Raw genomic sequence first — 19,574 nt, 5'->3', positions numbered from 1 at the left:
GGAGGTCTCCTACACCAGAGAGGACGACACTGGCACGGTGTGCGGCGCCTACGCTGGCCAGGTCTGCACCTCCACCGACGGTGAAGGCAACACCACCACCTACAGCTACGACGCTGACGGGAACTTGGTCGAGGTGGATCCTCCAGGGCCACTGGGCTCCACGACGTATGTCTATGACTCCATCAGCCGGCTCGTTGAGGTCACCGACGGCAAGAATCAAACTCGTGAGCTCGCCTACGACACTCGTGACCGGCTGCTCGCCACCGTCTGGGAGGCCTACCCTGCGGGAAATGCGGTGTCCTCCTCGTACGATCTTGACGGCAACGAGGTGACCCAAACCGATCAACGCGGTGGCATCACTACCGTAGTGAGCCGGCAGGTCGATGCACTTGGGCGGGTGACCGTCGAAGAGGATCCCGCCGATCCGGACACTGCCCATCACATGACCTATGACGATGTGGGGAATATGCTCACCATGGTCACGGTTGACGGCACCACGAGCTACACCTACGACGACGCGGACCAGTTGACGAGCATCACCCAGCCGGGCGGGTCGTGTCCGTCCAGCGGCGCACCCGCCGCGGGCTCCGGGTGCATACAGTTCGACTACGACGATAACGGGGCCGTCATCGAGCAAACCTATCCGGGCGGAGCCAGCCAGACCACGCAACGCGACCAGTCCGGGCGCCCCACGCGGATCACCGCCGAAGACACGTCCGGGGTGTTCGCCGACGTCGAGTACTCGTACACCTCGGGCAGCGACGACCGGATCTTCGTGCAGTCCCGGATCGAAGGCCCTGACACAACTTCGCCGGTCACCACTGAGTACGAGTACGACTCGCTGCGCCGCTTGACCGCCGCCGACACCGAGACCGCGGGCGCAGGCAGCCCAGATGACACCCGCCGAGAGTATTCCTACGATGACACCGGCAACCTCACCCGAATTCGGACAAACTGGCCCAGCCCGTGGGATCATCGCACAGAGACCTATGATCACAACAGCAGCGGCCAACTCACCCTCCGCTCGGTCAGCCAGTCGGGAATGGCGCCGGTCGCCACTTTGTACAGTTACGACGCCAACGGTAACGAAACCAGCCGTTCCTCGACGTGGACAGTGCGTGATCAGCTCGCCGGTTACGGCACCACCGAACTCGACTATCACGGTGAACTCAACGACCGACTGACGAGCATAGACTCCACACAGGTCATCAACTCCCCCCTTGGTGTCACCGCTATAGCGCCACCAACGCTCGGCATCAAGAAAACCTTCACGCTGCTGCCCGACGGCACACCCATCGCCATCACCCAAGACGGAAACACAAGCTACTACTTCACCGACCCAGTCGGATCCGTCACCGCACTCACGTCCTCCACCGGTGACCACGAGGGCACCTACGAGTACACGCCCTACGGCGAGCTACTCAACCAGGGAAGCCTCACCGCCGCCGCAGCCGGCAACCCTATCCGCTACGCAGGCGGCCTACACCTCTCAGACATTGGGAAAGTGAAATTCGGGTCCCGCTACTACGACCCGGTTCTCGCCCGCTTCACCCAAATGGACCCCAGCGGACAAGAGCCCAATCCGTACAACTATGCACGCAGCAACCCCATCAACTACGCCGACCCCACTGGGAGGGACGCATGTAGCCTTGCGGCAAGTCTTGCAGGCGTCGGCCATGGGGCTATTTGGGCATGGGCGCTTGGTGGCGGAGTGGGTGCCGTTGTTGGCATAGGATATGGATTATTCTGGGTCGGCGTGTCTGAGTTTGGATGTGACTGAGGTAAACATGAACGACAAAGTGCAGAACGATTCCCAGAAAAACTGGTCAACGAGACGCACCTTGGCGTGGTATTTCCTGGGCCTAATGTTGTTGAGTTTGGTTTGGTACTTTGTCCGGTTGTTCACGGGTAAGTCGTCCGCTGACGAGGGCGTTCCTGGTGGCGCATACGCTGCTGCTGCATGTCTGGCCGGCTTGACATTCTTAGTGACGGAGCGCCTTGGTACCCGAAAGTGGAGCGCGACCATGGCTCGGGTCGTGGCGGTAGCTAATGCGGTGTTGACCATGGTTCTTTTCTCGTGGTTTTTCACGGTGATCTGGAATGAGCTGGGGTGACTCCCTCCGTACGTCCCGGTGATCAACGAGGGGAGGATGGGCGAGGAGGGCATTGGCGCGCGGCTGCCTCTCACCACGAACAGTTGGGCCTGCACTCCACGGTCGTGCAGCCGGTTGGAGAGTTCCTGGAACAGGTTGCGGACGCCGTGTGCGTCCAGGTCCGCGTTGTGTTCGCTCATGCTCGGGCCAGTGACCGCCTGGGGATGAAGATTCCGCACTTGCGGAAGGCGTGCGGGTTCTCCCGGTCCGCCTCTGCCCGGAAGATCTTTGGTACGGCCGGGTACCACGCTGTGGTGTGGTGGGTCGGGTCCTGGACCCAGGCTGGCGTGTCCCATCCGTCGCGCTCGGCCAGGTATCCGCCCAGGGCCCCGAACGCCGCGTCGATCTGCACCGACCCTGTCCGTGGAGGCACTTCAGAGAACACTGTCGCTGCGAGCCTCACACTGCCGCGGCGGATGGTGGAGATGTAGTCATCGAGGGTCTGCAGGATCCCGAAGCGCCAGCAAGCATCAAGACTGTCTCCGCTTCTCATCAGGTCTTGGCAGTGACGTGCGTTTCCCGCTGCGGTGTGACGTACACCCACACTTGTGGCCGGCCCTATGTCGGAGGGGATGAACACGTTCGAGCAGCGTACCGATCGGCGACACCTCGCCCTGGAACACCATGGCATCCTCCTTCCTAATCCCCATGCTCGCAGACTCCATCGCCGATGTGCCGTGGCAGTCCATCGCGGACCTGCGCATCCACCTCGAGTGACGATGTGGACGTTCGGTTTGCGGCCTCCGATTTCCCGGTGACTCGCTGCCTAGGGAACTGGTTGCTGCGTCACAGATGTGCGCGGTCGAAGGGCTCCCTATAGGCACGGTGCGTCGCCGCGCCTTGGCTATCTTGACCGTCTCGGTGGCCGCCCTTGGTCTCGCGGCGTTCACGTTATCGTTCGACGCGTTGCGGTCATGGGTAGTGGCGGCTGGCGTGAATGGGCGTCTGGCGTGGTTGTGGCCGTTGATCGTGGACGGGTTCATCTGCGTGGCGACGGTGGCGGCTGTTTTGTTGACGCCTAGTGGTTGGCGTATCGCGTGGTATCCGTGGGCGACCGTGACGGCGGCGGACAGGAATCGCGCGGTAGTTTCCACAGGCCGCAGATTGCCGGCCCGGATATCCACATCTTCGCGCGAGGGTCTACTTTCCGGGGCGCTGGATTGGGAGCGTCGTAGCTGTCAGATCAGCTACGAGCGCGGGAGGCGCCCACATGACAGCAGCAACCATGACGGTTTCCGGAAACGTCGCCACGACTGTCCGGCGGGAGGTGAAGAAGGATGGCGACCCGTGGTGTCACTTCCGCATCGCGTGCAACGAGCGGTACTTCGACAGCCGCACCAACCAGTGGTCCGACGGCGAGACGTCGTACTTCACGGTGATCTGCTGGCAGCCGCACCTGGCGAAGAACGTGGCGGCGTCCCTGAGTCTCGGTGACCCGGTGGTGGTCCACGGCCGCGGCCGGGTGCGGGAGTGGCGGGACGAGCAGAACGTGCTGCGGCAATCGATCGAGATCAGCGCCAGCTCAGTGGGACACGATCTGTACCGCGGCATCTCGTCGTTCACCAAGGCCGTCCGGCAGCCGCCGTCCGAGCCGGACGGGGATGAGGTCAAGCAGGCTGTCGCCGGATACACCACAGATGAGGCCGGGGCGGACAAGGCCACCGGTGAGGTGCCACCACCGCCGCTGCCGTCGGACGACAATCAGGACGAGCCCGACGACACCGACGAGTTCGACGACTCTGACGAGCTCACGGCTGTGGGCGCGGCCCTCTGAGGCACCCCGGTGGCGCCCCGGCGACCGGGGCGCCACCGCCATTAGGGTATTGACCGGCGACGTCGTAGGCTTGGGGGCGCTATGGCGGAATTCATATATGTGATGCGTAAGGCGCGTAAGGCGCACGGCGACAAAGTCATCCTCGACGACGTCACACTCTCGTTCCTACCAGGCGCGAAGATCGGTGTGGTCGGGCCCAACGGCGCGGGTAAGTCGAGCGTGCTGAAGATCATGGCCGGCGTCGACCAGCCGTCCAACGGTGAGGCCTACCTGACGCCCGGCTACACCGTCGGCTTCCTGTCCCAGGAACCCGAGCTGGACGAGTCCAAGACGGTTCTCGGCAACGTCCAGGAAGGCGTGGCCGAGACCAAGGGGATGCTCGACCGGTTCAACGAGATCGCCGAGCAGATGGCCACCGACTACTCCGACGAGCTGCTCACCGAGATGGGCAAGCTGCAGGAGCAGCTGGACCATCGCAACGCGTGGGATCTGGATTCCCAGCTCGAACAGGCCATGGACGCGCTGCGCTGCCCGCCACCGGACGCGGACGTGTCGGTGCTCTCCGGCGGAGAGCGGCGCCGGGTGGCCCTGTGCAAGCTCTTGCTGGAGCAGCCGGACCTGCTTCTTCTCGACGAGCCGACCAACCACCTGGACGCGGAGAGCGTTCAGTGGCTGGAGCAGCACCTGGAGAAGTACCCCGGCACCGTCGTCGCCGTCACCCACGACCGGTACTTCCTCGACCACGTAGCGCAGTGGATCGCCGAGGTGGACCGCGGCCGGGTCCACGGCTACGAGGGGAACTACACCACGTATCTGGAGAACAAGCAGGCGCGGCTGAAGGTCGAGGGGCAGAAGGACGCCAAGCGCCAGCGCCGGATGAAGGAAGAGCTCGAGTGGGTCCGGTCCAACGCGAAGGGCCGCCAGACCAAGCAGCAGGCTCGGCTCAACCGGTACGAGGAGATGGCCAGCGAGGCCGAGAAGTCGCGCAAGCTGGACTTCGACGAGATCCAGATCCCGCCGGGCCCCCGGTTGGGCAATGTGGTGGTCGAAGCCCAGAATCTCACCAAGGGCTTCGACGGGCGCACGCTGATCGAGAACCTCTCCTTCACGCTTCCGCGCAACGGCCTGGTCGGCGTGATCGGCCCGAACGGTGTCGGTAAGACCACGCTGTTCAAGATGATCGTCGGTGACGAATCAGCCGACGACGGCAGCTTGCGGGTCGGCGACACGGTCAAGCTGTCCTACGTGGATCAGACCCGCGGCGGCATCGACTCGAAGAAGAACGTCTGGCAGGTCGTCTCGGACGAGCTCGACTACATCAAGGTCGGCCACGTGGAGATGCCCAGCCGGGCGTACATCGCGGCTTTCGGGTTCAAGGGCCCGGATCAGCAGAAGCCGGCCGGCGTGCTGTCCGGTGGGGAGCGGAACCGGCTGAACCTGGCGCTGACCCTGAAGCAGGGCGGCAACCTGATTCTGCTGGACGAGCCCACCAACGACCTCGACGTCGAGACCCTGCAGTCCCTGGAGAACGCCCTGCTGGAGTTCCCCGGCTGCGCGGTGATCACGTCGCACGATCGCTGGTTCCTCGACCGGATCGCCACCCACATCCTCGCTTGGGAAGGCGACGACGAGAACCCGGCCAAGTGGTTCTGGTTCGAGGGGAACTTCGACGCCTACGAGAAGAACAAGATCGAGCGGCTGGGAGCCGACGCGGCGCGGCCGCACCGGGTGACCTACCGCAAGCTCAAGCGCGACTGACGTCGATACGATGACGCGCCACATCGCTCACGTTCCGCTGCGCTGGGCTGATATGGACTCCTACGGGCACGTCAACAACGTCGTGTACCTGCGGTACCTCCAGGAAGCCCGGGTCGACATGTTGTTCGTGCACGCGCCGAAGCGTGGTGCGGGCAGCTTCCAGCGTGGCTCCGTGGTATCCCGCCATGACATCGGCTACCTGGCGCCGCTGCGCTTCCGGGCCCGGCCGCTGCAGGTGGAGACGTGGGTCCGTGAGGTCCGCAACTCGACGTTCACCCTCGGCTACGAGGTGGTGGACGCCGACGACGACGCCAGGCGCGTCTACGCATGCGCCACCACCACGCTGGTGCCCTACGATCTGGAACGCGGCCGCGCGCGCCGGCTGACGGCGGAAGAGAAGGCCGTGCTCGAGGGTCATCTGGAGACCGATGGGCCGGTACCACGCACGCGCCGGCCGGACCCAGACGGGAAACCGGACAAGAAACACGTCTATCAGTGCGCCGTCCGTTTCGACGACCTCGATTCCTACGGCCACGTCAACAACGTCATCTTCGCCGAGTACCTGCAGGAGGCCCGGATCGACTTCGCGCAGCGGCACCTGCTCGGCGTGGTCGACGCCCATCAGGGCTCGGTCGTGGCGGGCCAGAGCATCGACTACCTCGCTCCGGTGCCGTTCCGGACTCAACCTTTGCAGGTGGACGTCTGGGTCACCCACATCGGTGAGTCGTCGTTCGAGGTCGCCTACGACGTGCGGGACGAGGAACGGCTCTACGCGCGGGCGACGTCCACGCTCGTCACCTACGACGTCGGGGCACAACGCCCGCGCAAGATCACAGCGGCGGAACACGCCGCGCTGGAGCCGTTCATGGGGGAAGAGCAGTGACAGTATTCACGCCTGCACGGCCCGGCGCGGCCGCTGACCTGGCCACCTTTGCCAAGCGTGTCGCCCGCTTCGAGCCTGAAGCTGTCGCGAGGATCGTGGCGACGGGATCTGTGGCGGGATGTTTCGCCGAGACGCCGTTCGACGCGCTTGCGCTGCGGACTGTGGCGCTGGCCGATCCCGTGGAGGTCGACGTCGTCGTCGAGGCCTCCACCCTGGCCGCCAAGGCCGTCGGCGCGCACGGGGAGCTTGAGCTCCCGCCCGCATTGCCGGCGCTGCGCTGGACCAGCAGTTTGCCGCCCCGGTCCGGCTGGACCGAGCTCGGGCGACTGGACCTCGGGGACGTCGTCGCCCGGGTCGATGCCGGTGTGGCCGAGTTTCGCCGGCGGGCGCCGGAGGAGGCCCAAGGCCGTGACCTGCGCGCTGGCCGGGCGGCACTCGAAGGGCTGGCCGCGCAGATCTGGGACGTGGAACTGGCGCACGGCGTGCTGTTGCGACTCGCCCACGCATCGTCGTCGTACGGCTTCCTGGGCGGGCAGGGCGAGGTGGTGCTGCGCTCGGCCGGCTCGTGGCAACGGCTCGACGCCCCGAACGGCACCATCCTCGCCCGCAGCGGACTTGCTCTGTTCGCGCTGTAACCCTTAGGGCCGGAGCCAGACTGCGGTGTCGGCGGGAAGCAGCCCGTCCTCGCTCAACGGAGAGCTGGCGAGGAGGATCTCCGTGTGCACGGGCAGTTTCACCGATTCCGAGCCGATGTTCACCACGCACATGAATCCGGGCTCGCGCTCGAATGCGAGCACATCGGCTCCGATATCCTGGTTCCAGGTCAACGCCTCGGATTCGAATGCCGGCTCCTCACGCCGGATGCGCAGCGCCGAGCGATACAGCTCCAGCACCGACTCGGGGTCACCCTGCTGAGCCTCGACAGAGAGCTCTTCCCAGCCGGCCGGCTGCGGGAGCCACGATCCGTTGTCGCCGAACCCGGCAGACGGGCCGCTCGTGGTCCAGGGGAGGGGAACCCGGCATCCGTCGCGGCCCCGCTCGGTGCGTCCGGACCGCTCCCAGACGGGATCCTGCAAGGCGTCTTCCGGGAGATCGAGGACCTCGGGTAGCCCCAGCTCCTGGCCCTGGTAGATGTACGCGCCACCGGGGAGCGTCAGCATCAGCAACGCCGCCGCGCGGGCCCTGCGCCGGCCAAGGGCACGGTCCGACTCGCCGAGGACGAGCCTGTTATGCCCACGCGGGGCCGCCGTAACCTCGCGGCCGTATCGGGTGACCACCCTCTCGACGTCGTGGTTCTCCAGCACCCAGGTGGCCGGCGCGCCCACGGCATGCAAGACCTCCATGGATTGCTCGATGGTCTGGCGCAGAGCGTCGGCGTTCCACGCGGACTTGAGGTAGTCGAAGTTGAAGGCGCTGTGAAGTTCGTCGTCGCGCACGTAGCGAGCAAGTCGCTCCGGTGGCTCGACCCACGCCTCGGCGACGAACAGCCGCGGAGGGTCGTAGGCATTGGCGATCTCGCGCCAGCCACGGTAGATGTCGTGGACGCCGTCGCGGTCGAAGAACGGGTGGTCGGCGATGCTGGGCGAATTGAGCAGACCGGACTCGTCGTAGGGCAGGTCCGGCTTGGTCATGTCCTTGACCATGCCGTGGGCGACGTCGATCCGGAAGCCGTCCACTCCGAGGTCGAACCAGAACCGCAGCACGCCGAGGAACTCCTCGCGCACCTCCGGGTTGTTCCAGTCGAGGTCGGGCTGGGACACGTCGAAGATGTGGAAGTACCACTGCCCCGGTGAGCCGTCGGGCTCGGTGACCCGCTCCCAGGCCGGTCCGCCGAAGACGCTGCGCCAGTTGTTGGGCGGCTGGTCGCCGTTGGGCCCGGCGCCGTCGCGGAAGATGTAGCGGGCTCGCTCCGGAGAGCCTGGTGCGGACTCAAGGGCCGCTTTGAACCACTCGTGATCCCACGAGCTGTGGTTCGGGACGATATCGAGGATGACCTTCAATCCCAGGTCGTGGGCTTCGGAGATGAGCTGCGTGGCTTGCGTGAGGTCGCCGAACCGTGGGTCGATGTCCCGGTAGTCGGCGACGTCGTAGCCGCCGTCGTTGAGGGGCGACGGATACCACGGATTGATCCAGATCGCGTCGATCCCGAGATCGCGCAAATATGGCAGTTTGCCGCGAAGACCGGTGATATCGCCTTCGCCGTCACCGTTGCCGTCGGCGAACGAGCGGATGTAGACCTGGTAGATGGTGGCGCTACGCCACCAGTCTTTGCGCGCATCAGTCACGACTGACAAGCCTATGACGCCTCGCCCGGCGACGCGATCCGGTACCGGGTGTGCGCTAACTCACACGTGGAATCACCGGTGGTCACAGCATTGTCGTGGCTACTCCTCGAAGGTGTTGACCATGGAGTGCGCGGCGCGTTCCAGGTAGTCCCACAAGGTGGCCCGATGCATCGGCGCGAGGTCGAGCTGGTCGACCGCGGCCTTCATGTGCAGCAACCAGCGATCACGCGCGGCGGGATTGACCTTGAACGGCGCGTGCCGCATCCGCAGGCGGGGATGCCCGCGCTGGTCGGAGTAGGTGGTGGGTCCGCCCCAGTACTGTTCGAGGAACAGGAGCAGCCGCTCTTCCGCCGGACCGAGATCCTCCTCCGGGTACATCGCTCGCAATTCGGGGTCGTTGGCCACTCCCTGGTAGAAAAGGTGGACCAGGCGGGCGAAGGTCTCTCGTCCACCCACGGCATCGTAGAAGTTGTCCAGGCGCATGTTCACAGCCTCATTGTGACAAGGCCGGTGTCGCCGCCGCCACGGCGGACGGGCAGGATGGGACTCGTCAGGCGACATCTGACGACACGCATCCGCTCGGAAAGGACCGCGTACATGGCTACCACCCGCACCGCCTCCACCCGCTGGGAAGGCACCCTGTTCGAGGGCGCCGGCAAGGTCACCTTGCAGTCGTCCGGCCTCGGCACCTATGAAGTCTCCTGGCCGGCCCGCGCCGAGGAGGCCAACGGCAAGACATCGCCGGAGGAACTCATCGCCGCCGCGCACTCGGCGTGCTTCTCGATGGCGTTCTCCAACGGGCTCGCCAAGGCCGGTACACCGGCCACGTCGCTGGACACCAGTGCCGACGTGACATTCCAGCCCGGCGAGGGCATCACCGGGATCAAGCTGACGGTCCGGGGCGTCGTTCCCGGGATCTCGGCCGAGGACTTCGCCGCCGCCGCCGAGGCCGCCAAGGAGGGCTGCCCGGTGAGCCAGGCACTCACCGGCACCACCATCACGCTGGACGCGGCTCTGGCGTAGGGGCGTCCAGGCGGCGTCGTAGGCTCCGGCGCAGGCTTCCAGCTCGTCAGGGAACCTCGGGTTCCGGCGGCCGGGAAGCCTTGCGCCGCTGCTCTTCCGCCGTATCGTCCACCGGGCTCTCTGGTGCTGGCCCCGCACCGTCGGGCGTGGAGGGCGGTGCGCCCTCGGCCGAGGTGTCTTCCTTGATCCACAGCGTCCGCTGCGGGAAGGGGATCTCGATTCCCTCGGCGTCGAAGCGCCGCTTGATCCGCTCGCGCAGCTCGCGCCCCACCTTCCACTGCTCCAGGGGCTTGGTCTTGACCACCAGCCGGATGACGATGCTGTCCGCCGAGAGTGCCTCGACACCCCACACCTCGGGTTCTTCGAGGATGAGGTCTTTCCAGACGTCCTCCGCGGCCAGATCATGGCTGATCTCTTCCAGCAGGCGGCGAACATCGGCGGTGTCGGAGGCGTAGGCGACGCCCACGTCGATGACCGCCCGCGCCCAGTCCTGGCTCGAATTGCCCAGCCGCATGACCTCGCCGTTGCGGACGTACCACACGGTGCCGTCGACGGAACGAAGCCGCGTCACACGGAGGCTGACCGCCTCGACCACGCCGGATGCCTCACCCATGTCGATGACGTCGCCGACACCGTACTGATCTTCCAGGAGCATGGAGATGCCGGCCAGGAAGTCCTTGACGAGATTCTGGGCGCCGAAGCCCAGTGCCACGCCCACGATGCCTGCCGACGCCAGCACCGGCCCGATCGAGTAGCCGAGGATGTCCAGCGCCATCACGACGGCGATCGCGCCGATGATGATCGTGGCCGTGCTCTTCAGCAGTGAGCCCATCGTCTGGACCCGCAACGCGCGACGCTGGGAGTACGCTCCCGCGCTGCCGAAGACGATCCGCGCCGCGGTGGCCGAGCCGAGGACACGGGTGGGCGGTTCCCGATCGACGGTGCGTTCCACTACCCGTGCGATGACCTTGTGCAGGAGATAGCGGATGACGAGCGTCAGGAGGATCAGGCCGGCGAGTCGAAGCGGCTTGTCCAGGAGGACGCCGGTCCACCACTCGCCGGTGAAACGTTCTGGGCCCTCTTCCTCGACCAGCAGGCGTACTACTCCCATCACGCCGTCTCCAGGCCGAGGTGAGCGGCGAAGAACGCCAGCTGGTCAGCGGCAAGGTCGACGGTCCGGGACACCGCCCGGGCGCCATGGCCGACGTCGCGTTCGGTCCGGAGCAGAACCGGGCGCTCGGCGATGCCGGAGCTGGTGGCTTCCTGCAGGGCCGCCGCCATCTTCCGGGCATGCATCGGGTCCACGCGGGTGTCGCCGTCGAAGATGGTGAACAACACCGCGGGGTACGGCACACCGGTCTGCACGTGGTGATACGGCGAATACCCCAGCAGCCAGCCGAGCTCGTCCGGGTCCGCCGCGGTACCGTACTCGTCGTTCCACGTGGCGCCGAGGCCGAACTGCTCGTAGCGGACCATGTCCAGCAGCGGGGCCGAGCACACGACCGCGCGGTAGGACTCGGGGTGCTGCGTGAGCGCGGCGCCCACCAGCAGGCCACCGTTCGAACCGCCCGAGATACCGAGCTGCTCAGCCGTGGTCCACCCATGTTCGACGAGGTACTGGGCCGCGGCGTGGAAGTCGTCGAAGACGTTCTGCTTGTTCTCCCGCATGCCCGCGCGATGCCACGTCTCGCCCTCTTCGGAACCACCGCGCAGGTTGGCCACCGCCCAGACACCACCGGCTTCGACCCAGGCCAGGATGCTGGCCGAGTACGCCGGGGTGAGGGAGATGTTGAAGCCGCCGTATCCGTAGAGGATGGTGGGCCGTGGTGAGCGCGCGTCGGCAGAGATGCCGTCAGGGTTGTCGCCGCCCGGAGAGACGATCACCATCCGCACGTCCGTGCCGTCCTTGGAACGGTAGGTGACCTGTTCGGACCGGACCGCGGGGACCTCGATCGCCCCAGGACTCTCCGCCCACGTCTCCAGGACTGCGCTGCGGGCGTCGTATCGCAGCACGGCGGGCGGGGTGGTGTGATCGGTGTAGCCGAACCAGCACTCGTGCCCGCCCTCGGGCCGTTCCGCCAGGCCGCCGATGCTGCCGATCCCGGGCAGGTCGATCTGCCGCAGCCGCTCTCCTGTCCGCAGGTCGAAGACGGCGACCTCGGAGACGGCATGCCGGGTGTGCGCGGCGAGAAGGACGGGGCGCTCCAGCTCCGGGCCGTCGAGCAGTGCATAGTCGTCCAGGACCGCCGTCTCATCCTCGGCCAGCAGGTCGTGCCAGTGCGACGGCTCGGGTGTGCCGGGGTCGGTCACCGCCAGCCGGCGTTTCGGAGCGTCCAGGTCGGTGAGGACGTAGAGCCGGCCGTCCCGGCCTACGTGGAGGTGCACCCGAGCGTCCAGACCGACCGCCACCGGCCGCAAGTCCGGCGCCGCGGGGTCACAAGCGTGCAGGTCCGCCATCCATACGTCGTTGCGCGGAGCGGTGCCCTGCGCCGCGGAGACGATCAGCCAGCGGCCGTCCCGACTGACCGAGGCGCCGTAGTAGTTGGTCTTGTCCATGCCCGCGCCGAAGATCTCGACGTCGGCGTCCGGGTCGGTGCCCACCTGGTGCAGGTACACCCGCCGGTGGTACTGCTCCTCGCCGTCCGGGACCAGGTCCGGGGCGAGTCGTCGCACGTAGTAGAAGGCTTTCCCGCCCGGCAGCCAGCCGATCGGCGAGTACCGGGCGCGGCCGATCGGTCCGTCGACGATCTCGCCGGTGGCCACGTCGAGGACCCGGACGACGGACTCCTCGGTGCCTCCCTCGGACAGCTGGTAGGCGAGCAAGTCGCCCTCCTTGGAGGGCTGCCACGCGTCGAGCGTGGTGGTGCCGGACGGGTCGACCGCCATCGGATCGACCAGAGTGCGTTCGGTGCCGTCGGGCTCGGTCGTGAGCAGGACGGCGTGCTCCTGGTCTGGGGTGCGGCGCATGTGGAAGGCGCGCGTGCCGCGCCAGGCCGGGGTGCCCACGGAGCCCGACCGGAGCAGTTTCTCCAGCCTGTCCTGGAACGCCGGCCGGCTACGCCACTGCGAGCGGTGGCTGTCCAGCAGTGCGTCCTGCGCGGCCGACCAGGCCACGGTGTCCGGCTCGTCCGGGCTCTCGAGCGCACGGAACGGGTCCGGGACCGTGCGACCGTGCAGCACGTCGGCGTCGTCGCCCCGGGGAGCGGATGGGTATGCAGTGATCGGGTTGACAGCGTCCACCCGCCCGACTCTACGAGGTGGCGGCCCCGGCCAGCACACGCAGTGCGCCTGGGCGGACTCGGACGGTCATGGGCAACGGGCCGATGACCTCACCGTCGCCGCCTGCGCGCAGTTCCCGGTCGGCCTCGATGACCACCTCACGGGCGCGCATGACCAGAATCTCCGGCCGCCTCACGTGGGTGCCGGCATAGAGCTCCCGCATCGCGATGGAGACGAACGAGCGCTTCGGCACGTCGGTGAGGACGATCACGTCGAGGATGCCGTCGTCGACCCGGGCGGCGGGAGCGGCATGCCGCCCGTTCCCGTAGTAGCCGGAGTTCGCCACGACGACGGTGTAGCCGCGCGGTGTGTGTTCCTGCCCGTCGACGAGGACGCGATAGTGCACCGGCTTCCACGCCGCGAGCGCGCGCACCGCCGCGTAGTGGTAGGCCGCTCCGCCGAGGGAGCGGGCCGCCGCGACGTACTCGGCGGCGACCGCGTCGATCCCGGTGTACACACTGCCCACCACGGTTCGCCCGGCGGCCTCGATCACGTCGACGGCACGGGGCTCGCTGGTGTGGAAGATCCTGCTGAGCGCCTCGGGCTCGTGAGGCAATGCGAGCTGGCGCGCGAAGTCGTTGCCCCGGCCGGCCGGGATGATGCCGAGGATGCCGCCCGTCGGCACCACGGCGGCGGCCAGGGCTCCGACGGTGCCGTCGCCGCCCACGGCCAGGACGACGTCGCCCCGCTCGGCCGCCACGGTGGCGAGCTGTGCGGCGTGATCCAGGCTGTGGCTGTGTTCGGTGGTGACCTTCGCGCCGGCGTCCTCCAGTAGCCGGGTCACAGCGCTCAGCCGCGTGTGGGGTCCCCGGCGGCCTCGCCGCGGGCCACCGGCGTGGGGATTCACGACTGCGGTGAACGTGCGCATCGGCATCTCCGGGCGTCGGTGGTCGGCGCAGTCACTGTACGTCGATTTACGTCGATTCAGGTCAGGTGTACGTGGCCTCGGCGAACCACTCACCCTGCTCGACGACGAGCAGCCAGGCGCGGCCGTCGTCGGTGGCGACCTGGAAGCGTGCGCAACGCCGGCTCCGGCTGCGGTCCCACCAGTACTCGCGTACCGGCCAGGGACCGGTCCAGCCGGTGACGGCGAGATGCTCCTTGCCCAGCACCAGCCGGCTGGGCGGCGCCGACACCACCGATCGCCCGCTGACGGTGACCGACGTGCCCGAGGCGTCGACCAGACGAACCGGAAGCGGTGCTGGGTGCACGACAGCCGGCGCCGGTTGTGGAACCCGCCCCGGCCAGGGGCGATCGGCCGGAAGCGCCGCGATGGCCGTGTCACCCCACGGCACCCGGGCCACCTGTTCGCTTGGGCCGCGCCCGCCCGCCAGCCGGGGCCGGGTCACCGCCGTGTGCCCGAGCATGACCTGGATCCGGGTCGCCGCCCGGGAGACTTCTTCGTCGTTCTCCGTCTGCCCCCACAGGGTCAGCTGCCGCCCGGTGTCGATCACCACCTGGTCCGGTGCCAGGGTCAGGTGGGTCAGACTGCCGGTCAGCTGTCCCGCTGTTCTCCAGGCGTCGAGCTGCCAGCGCACCCGTTCGGCGACCGCGAGGCTGGAGAGCAGGCCGTCATGGCGCCACAGGCGGGACCGGCTCTGGCCGTCGGCGGTGCTGACCTCGACCTCCACCCGCACGCACGCCAGGCCGCGTTCGCCGAGTTTGGCGTGCATCAGATCAGCGAGGCTCTTGGCGGCGAAGACCGCCGGCTCCGACTGGTCGATGGGCGGGTCGAACTCGAATTGAGCCGAGAGATCGTCACCGGGGGACCGGGCGGCCGGAGGGCGAGCTTCCAGGCCGGTGGCCAGCCGGTGCGCCACGGCGCCCTCGGAGCCGAACCGGCCCAGCACGTCGCGCATGGATAGCGCGGCGAGATCACCGAGGGTGCGGATCCCGAGCCGGACCAGGACACCGGCGAGCTCCGGCATCTCCAGCACCGGCACCGGGTGGGGTGCCAGGAACCCCGCGGTGGAGGCGGACGGCACCAGGCGGATGCCGTCGTCGGCCTCGAACGCGGCCCGAGCCGCGAGATCCGCGGCGAAGGTGCCGTCGGCGACTCCGACGGCACAGACGAAATCCCGCTCCAGCACCGCGTCACGCACCATGCCCGCCACGATCTCCTCGCCGCCGAAGTATCGGCTCGGCCCGCGGGCCGGTACCGCGGCGAGGCCGGGGCGGATGACCTCCACCCGCGGACAGCTCTGCTCGATGACAGCGACGACCTGTTCGAAGGCTCGCGTCTCGCCTTCGGGGTCCTCGTCGAGAACGGCGACGTCGGGGCAGTATCGCTGGGCGTCACGGAGCCGCTGGCCGCGGCGGACACCGGTGGCTCGAGCCGCGGCCGTGCACGCGGACACCCTGCCGGAGGCGAGTACCAAAGCAGGCACGGCCGGGTCGGTGCCGGCCGCGGTGAGCGGCCAGTCCGGGCACCAGACCACCAGGGCTCTGGGGGCGGTCATCAGGCGACCTCGGCGGAATCGTGGACAACCGCCAGCTCGGCCGGGCTCACCGATCCGTCCGGCCCAGGAAGCCATACCCAGGCCGACCGAGGACGTCCACCAGCCCCGCGGCCCTCGGCGACGATCTTGACTCGTCGGCCACGCAGGTGCCCGTGGCCGTGTTCCAGGCCCGTCCACAGCGACGACTCGACTCGGAGCCGCACGGACGACCCCTCCCAGGCACCGGCAGCGATCAGCATGGAACCGGATTTCCTGGCAAGGGCCACCAGCCGCCGGACGACGCCGGTCTGGGGGCGCACGGGTGGCCGGAGCAGTACGACGTCGACGGCTTCCAGCAAGGCGGCCGTGACGTCCACCCACCTGTCTCCTGGATGGTCCACCAGGAGAAGCCGGTCGAGGTCGCAGCCCATCTCGGAGGCCGCGAGCATCCCGCCCTCGGGCATACCGACGACGCCACACCACGATCCACTCTGCGACGCGCCGGCGAGCAGAGCCAGGGAGAGGGCACCGGAGCCGTCGACCTCCACCACCTGCCCGCGGCGCAACATGGGCAGAAGCCCTTGCAGCGCCGGTAGGACCGGCAGCCCGGTACTCTCCGAGGCGACGTCAGAGGGCTTGCCGGCCACGCTGGCCAGTGCTTCTGCCGCCTGCTGCTGTCGCCCTGTCACCACCCCTCAACTATCGAACTTGTGTTCGATGCTTGTCAAGCGGCGCGAAAACTCCGCCGTGGGTGTCGATCCCGCCTTTGCCTGTTCGACGCATGGGTGACGGCGCGGGTACGCACCGGGACAGCCATTGCCCCCGGGCCCGCCCCACGAATGGAGAGAACATGGGAACAGTAGCTGTGACGACCTTCGTGTCGATGGACGGTGTGTTGCAGGGTCCCGGCGGGCCGGGAGAAGATCCCAGCAACGGCTTCGATCTCGGCGGCTGGCTGGTCCCGCACGCCGACGAGGACATGGGCAGGATCGTCGGCGAGCGCTTCGCGCGGGCCGACGCCTTCTTGCTCGGGCGCAAGACGTACGAGATCTTCGCCGGATACTGGCCCGGTGTGACCGATCCCGACGACCCGGTCGCCAGCCGGCTGAACACGCTTCCGAAGTATGTGGCGTCGACGACGCTGAGCACACCCGAATGGGCCGGCAGTACCGTGATCGCCGGGAACCTCGCCGACGAGGTCGCCGCCCTGAAGCAGCGTCACACCCGGGAGATCCAGGTGCACGGCAGCGGCGACCTCGTCCAGTCCTTGCGAGAGCTCGACCTCATCGACCTCTACCACGTGTGGACGTACCCGGTGGTGCTGGGCACTGGGAAGCGCCTCTTCCCGGAGGGGTGCGTGTCGTCGGCTCTAGAGCTGATCGACACTCAGGCGACCAGCACGGGAGTGGTTGTCAGCACCTACCGCCCTGCAGGTGCCGTCAAGACCGGAACGTTCTAGTGTCCGCAGGGATGCCAGGTCACTGAAGGGTCTGAAGGAGCTCGGACAGCCGGTCCAGGCTCTTGCTGGCCCCGGGCTCCATGCTCTGAGCCATGCCGTCCCGGTCCTCGACCGACTGGAAGACAGATACCGCGGTGTAGTGGGTCTTCCCGTCGACCTCCTCCAGGGTCAGAGTCTCCAGGGCGACGTGGCCCGGCATCCCTTCGAACTCGAAGGTCTGGATGCTTCGCTCGGGAGCGACGACGTCGTGGTAGATCCCCCGGAAGCCGTACTCGTTGCCGTCGGCGTCCCGGTTGAGGAAGCGCCAGCTTCCACCGGGGCGTATGTCGGCGTGGTCGACCTCCGTGGTCAGATCCTTCGGCCCCCACCACTGAGGGATGAGGTCCGGGTCGGTGACCGCCCTGAATACGACATCTCTGGGAGCGTCGAACACGCGCTTGATGACGATGTCCTGGCGTCCTGGTTCGACGATGATCTCGGTCTTACTCATGGTCGTGCCCTTCCTTCTTCTGTGTGATCTTCCTGATCTCCTGGTCGAGCCGGTCGAGCCGGTCGCGCGCGAGGTCCCGGTACTGCTCGATCCAGGCGGTGGCGGTCTCCAGGGGTTCTGTCTCCAGACGGCAGGGCCGCCACTGTGCTTCCCGGCTCCGGCTGATCAGGCCGGCCCGTTCGAGCACCTTCAGATGCTTGGAGATCGCCTGAAGGCTCATCTCGAATGGCGCTGCCAACTCGTTGACCGTCGCCTCACCGTCGGCCAGCCGCGCCAGGATGGCCCGGCGAGTGGGGTCGGCCAGTGCGGCGAACGTCACGCTGAGATCGTCAGTCGGCATCCGTAATCAACCCTCTAGTTAATTAACTTTCTAGTTGATTATGGAGGCTGGAAGGTCGGGTGTCAAGCGATGGCATGATGCCGGGATGCGTCCTATCGACGGCGAGGTCCTGCACTTCTCCGAGGACCCCACCATCGCCGAGTTCGTGCCGCATGTCGCGGCTACCTCGAGTGAGGCGGACCCCTACGTGTGGGCGGTGGATGCCGTACGCGCGCCGGATTACTGGTTTCCCAGGCAATGTCCCCGGGCCATGGCGTGGGCGACCGATTCCTCCACCAGGGACGACGTCGACCGCCTGCTCGGCGCCGGCGGAACGCGCGTGCACATGATCGAGTACGGCTGGCTCGACGCGTTGCGCAGTGTTGAGCTGTACGCATATCGGTTCGACGCGATCCAGTTCACGCCGATCGGAGCGGAGCGCCACGCATACGTCTCGGCACGTGCGATCCGACCGCTCGGTCCGCCCATACGGGTACGTGACCTGGTTGAACTCCATGACGAGGCCGGAATCGAACTCCGGGTCGTGAGCAACGTATGGCCGTGGTGGAGCGAGGTGATCGGTAGCACGCTGGGTTTCAGTGGGATCAGGCTGCGCAATGCACGCCCAGCCGGGAGTGCTGGGTGAATGCGGGGTGGGTGCACACGGGGTTGGTGCACACGGGGTTGGTGCACACGGGGTTGGTGCACACGGGGTTGGTGCACACGGGGTTGGTGCACACGGGGTCGGTGAACACGGGGTTGGTGCACACGGGGTTGGTGCACACGGGGTTGGTGAACAAGGGGTTGGTGCACACGGGGTCGGTGCACACGGGGTTGGTGAACAAGGGGTCGGAGAGTGCGGCGTTGTCAGTGCCGGGTGGTAGACGTAGCCCCATGCGCTTCGGAGTGAGTATGCCCAACGTCGGAACCCCGTCGTCGTTGATCGACCTGGCCGTTGTCGCTGACGACGCGGGATGGGATGGCTTCTTCGTGTGGGACCACGTCAATGCCCTGCCGCAGATGCATGACCCGTGGGTTGTGTTGGGCGCGATGGCAGCCCGTACCACCCGAGTGCGTCTCGGGACGCTGGTGACGCCGGTTCCGCGGCGGCGGCCTTGGAAGCTGGCCAAGGAAGTGGTGACTCTGGACCATGTCAGTGAGGGCCGGGCCATCCTGGGTGTGGGGCTAGGGGTTCCGGTCGATGCCGAGTACGGCGCGTTCGGGGAGTCCACCTCAGTGCCGGAGCATGCGGCCCGGCTCGACGAGGCGTTGCCTCTGCTCGACGCGTTCCTGCGGGGGGACCGCGTGGATCATGACGGTGAACATTACCAGGTACACGCGCAGCTGGATCCGCCTGCACTGCAAACCCCCCGGCCGCCCATCTGGGCGGCGGCTACGGTTGGTCGTGACCGCCCGCTGGCCCGTGCGCTACGTGTGGACGGGATTTACCCTTTGTCCGGGCTGGCGGCGCCTACCCCGGCTGAGCTGTCCGCGTTGGTGGAACGCCTGAACCCTCCGGCTGGGTTCGATGTCGTCGGTGTGCTGACCGATTCCGCATCTGCTGATGACCTCGCCGCGGCCGGGGCCACGTGGGCTCTTGACGGACCTCGGCACCCCGAAGAGCCCCGTGAGGAACTGCTCGCCAGGATTGCGGCGGGGCCGCCGCGCTGAACTGACCAGCGCCGAGGGTTCGCCCCTCTGGAGATCTATCAA

At 67.3% G+C, this 19,574-nt stretch carries 21 protein-coding genes and 1 pseudogene; 11 read left to right on the top strand and 11 right to left on the bottom strand.

Going from position 1 to position 19,574, the window contains the following annotated elements; all coding sequences use genetic code 11:
- A partial coding sequence (locus tag G1H11_RS19470; RefSeq protein ID WP_174257790.1) for an RHS repeat-associated core domain-containing protein occupies positions 1 to 1,780 on the top strand: 1,780 nt, incomplete at its 5' end.
- Between the two features lie 7 nt (positions 1,781 to 1,787).
- Positions 1,788 to 2,114: a hypothetical protein gene (locus G1H11_RS19465; protein WP_163820251.1), complete on the top strand. Its 327-nt coding sequence runs from the start codon at positions 1,788 to 1,790 to the stop codon at positions 2,112 to 2,114.
- A 175-nt stretch (positions 2,115 to 2,289) separates the two neighbouring features.
- Here the strand turns inward: G1H11_RS19465 and G1H11_RS25330 are convergent, their stop codons facing one another.
- Positions 2,290 to 2,505, bottom strand: coding sequence for a hypothetical protein (locus G1H11_RS25330; protein ID WP_216843938.1), 216 nt, complete (start codon positions 2,503 to 2,505; stop codon positions 2,290 to 2,292).
- 440 nt (positions 2,506 to 2,945) lie between these two features.
- Here G1H11_RS25330 and G1H11_RS27175 point away from each other — a divergent pair.
- The 5 genes and pseudogenes from G1H11_RS27175 to G1H11_RS19435 all read left to right on the top strand — a co-directional run.
- Positions 2,946 to 3,203: pseudogene (locus G1H11_RS27175) on the top strand (DUF2637 domain-containing protein); the annotation flags it as partial.
- Positions 3,204 to 3,363: 160 nt separating this feature from the next.
- A complete protein-coding gene (locus G1H11_RS25985; protein WP_246211567.1) occupies positions 3,364 to 3,927 on the top strand; it encodes a single-stranded DNA-binding protein in 564 nt (187 codons plus the stop codon).
- An 81-nt stretch (positions 3,928 to 4,008) separates the two neighbouring features.
- The gene (ettA, locus tag G1H11_RS19445; RefSeq protein WP_163820249.1) at positions 4,009 to 5,685 is read left to right on the top strand and encodes an energy-dependent translational throttle protein EttA; all 1,677 of its coding nucleotides are present in this window, start codon (positions 4,009 to 4,011) and stop codon (positions 5,683 to 5,685) included.
- 10 nt (positions 5,686 to 5,695) lie between these two features.
- Complete coding sequence (locus G1H11_RS19440; RefSeq protein WP_163820248.1) at positions 5,696 to 6,568, top strand: acyl-CoA thioesterase; 873 nt, start codon at positions 5,696 to 5,698, stop codon at positions 6,566 to 6,568.
- Positions 6,565 to 7,203 carry a DUF8185 domain-containing protein gene (locus G1H11_RS19435; RefSeq protein WP_163820247.1) on the top strand — a complete coding sequence of 213 codons (639 nt, stop codon included), beginning with the start codon at positions 6,565 to 6,567 and terminating at the stop codon, positions 7,201 to 7,203. The genes G1H11_RS19440 and G1H11_RS19435 overlap by 4 nt, the downstream gene beginning before the upstream one ends.
- 3 nt (positions 7,204 to 7,206) lie before the next feature.
- Here G1H11_RS19435 and G1H11_RS19430 read toward each other — a convergent pair whose 3' ends face one another.
- Both G1H11_RS19430 and G1H11_RS19425 read right to left on the bottom strand, forming a co-directional pair.
- On the bottom strand, positions 7,207 to 8,853 hold the full coding sequence (locus G1H11_RS19430) for a glycoside hydrolase family 13 protein (protein WP_216843936.1): 1,647 nt from the start codon (positions 8,851 to 8,853) through the stop codon (positions 7,207 to 7,209).
- 99 nt (positions 8,854 to 8,952) lie between these two features.
- Positions 8,953 to 9,336 (bottom strand): globin, encoded by a 384-nt coding sequence (locus G1H11_RS19425; RefSeq protein WP_163820273.1) that lies wholly within the window; start codon positions 9,334 to 9,336, stop codon positions 8,953 to 8,955.
- 114 nt (positions 9,337 to 9,450) lie between these two features.
- Between G1H11_RS19425 and G1H11_RS19420 the strand changes: the two genes are divergently transcribed.
- A complete protein-coding gene (locus G1H11_RS19420; protein ID WP_163820246.1) occupies positions 9,451 to 9,876 on the top strand; it encodes an OsmC family peroxiredoxin in 426 nt (141 codons plus the stop codon).
- 46 nt (positions 9,877 to 9,922) lie between these two features.
- Here G1H11_RS19420 and G1H11_RS19415 read toward each other — a convergent pair whose 3' ends face one another.
- The 5 genes from G1H11_RS19415 to G1H11_RS19395 form a co-directional block, all read right to left on the bottom strand.
- On the bottom strand, positions 9,923 to 10,987 hold the full coding sequence (locus G1H11_RS19415) for a mechanosensitive ion channel family protein (RefSeq protein WP_163820245.1): 1,065 nt from the start codon (positions 10,985 to 10,987) through the stop codon (positions 9,923 to 9,925).
- Positions 10,987 to 13,116 carry a prolyl oligopeptidase family serine peptidase gene (locus tag G1H11_RS27170; protein ID WP_163820244.1) on the bottom strand — a complete coding sequence of 710 codons (2,130 nt, stop codon included), beginning with the start codon at positions 13,114 to 13,116 and terminating at the stop codon, positions 10,987 to 10,989. Before G1H11_RS27170 ends, G1H11_RS19415 begins: the two co-directional genes overlap by 1 nt.
- A 10-nt stretch (positions 13,117 to 13,126) precedes the next feature.
- Positions 13,127 to 14,023 (bottom strand): diacylglycerol/lipid kinase family protein, encoded by an 897-nt coding sequence (locus tag G1H11_RS19405; protein WP_163820243.1) that lies wholly within the window; start codon positions 14,021 to 14,023, stop codon positions 13,127 to 13,129.
- A 61-nt stretch (positions 14,024 to 14,084) separates the two neighbouring features.
- On the bottom strand, positions 14,085 to 15,614 hold the full coding sequence (locus G1H11_RS19400) for a DNA polymerase Y family protein (protein WP_163820242.1): 1,530 nt from the start codon (positions 15,612 to 15,614) through the stop codon (positions 14,085 to 14,087).
- Complete coding sequence (locus tag G1H11_RS19395) at positions 15,614 to 16,285, bottom strand: hypothetical protein (protein ID WP_216843935.1); 672 nt, start codon at positions 16,283 to 16,285, stop codon at positions 15,614 to 15,616. Before G1H11_RS19395 ends, G1H11_RS19400 begins: the two co-directional genes overlap by 1 nt.
- 158 nt (positions 16,286 to 16,443) lie before the next feature.
- On the opposite strand from G1H11_RS19395, the gene G1H11_RS19390 reads away from it, so the two are divergent.
- Positions 16,444 to 17,052 carry a dihydrofolate reductase family protein gene (locus G1H11_RS19390; protein WP_163820241.1) on the top strand — a complete coding sequence of 203 codons (609 nt, stop codon included), beginning with the start codon at positions 16,444 to 16,446 and terminating at the stop codon, positions 17,050 to 17,052.
- 19 nt (positions 17,053 to 17,071) lie between these two features.
- Here the strand turns inward: G1H11_RS19390 and G1H11_RS19385 are convergent, their stop codons facing one another.
- A complete protein-coding gene (locus G1H11_RS19385) occupies positions 17,072 to 17,542 on the bottom strand; it encodes an SRPBCC family protein (RefSeq protein WP_163820240.1) in 471 nt (156 codons plus the stop codon).
- Positions 17,535 to 17,882, bottom strand: coding sequence for an ArsR/SmtB family transcription factor (locus G1H11_RS19380; protein WP_163820239.1), 348 nt, complete (start codon positions 17,880 to 17,882; stop codon positions 17,535 to 17,537). Before G1H11_RS19380 ends, G1H11_RS19385 begins: the two co-directional genes overlap by 8 nt.
- Before the next feature lie 85 nt (positions 17,883 to 17,967).
- Between G1H11_RS19380 and G1H11_RS19375 the strand changes: the two genes are divergently transcribed.
- Positions 17,968 to 18,507: a DUF6886 family protein gene (locus G1H11_RS19375; protein ID WP_163820238.1), complete on the top strand. Its 540-nt coding sequence runs from the start codon at positions 17,968 to 17,970 to the stop codon at positions 18,505 to 18,507.
- On the opposite strand, the gene G1H11_RS19370 is transcribed toward G1H11_RS19375, so the two are convergent.
- Entirely contained in the window at positions 18,467 to 18,757 is a 291-nt protein-coding gene (locus G1H11_RS19370) for a hypothetical protein (RefSeq protein WP_163820237.1), read from the bottom strand. The genes G1H11_RS19375 and G1H11_RS19370 overlap by 41 nt on opposite strands.
- Positions 18,758 to 18,773: 16 nt before the next feature.
- Here G1H11_RS19370 and G1H11_RS19365 point away from each other — a divergent pair, with 16 nt between their 5' ends.
- Complete coding sequence (locus G1H11_RS19365) at positions 18,774 to 19,532, top strand: LLM class flavin-dependent oxidoreductase (RefSeq protein WP_163820236.1); 759 nt, start codon at positions 18,774 to 18,776, stop codon at positions 19,530 to 19,532.
- Positions 19,533 to 19,574: the final 42 nt, after the last annotated feature.

Source organism: Phytoactinopolyspora alkaliphila (assembly GCF_010550695.1).
Lineage (GTDB): Bacteria > Actinomycetota > Actinomycetes > Jiangellales > Jiangellaceae > Phytoactinopolyspora > Phytoactinopolyspora alkaliphila.
Note: the sequence above shows the minus strand (reverse complement) of the source record. Positions and strands in the feature narration are given on the sequence as shown.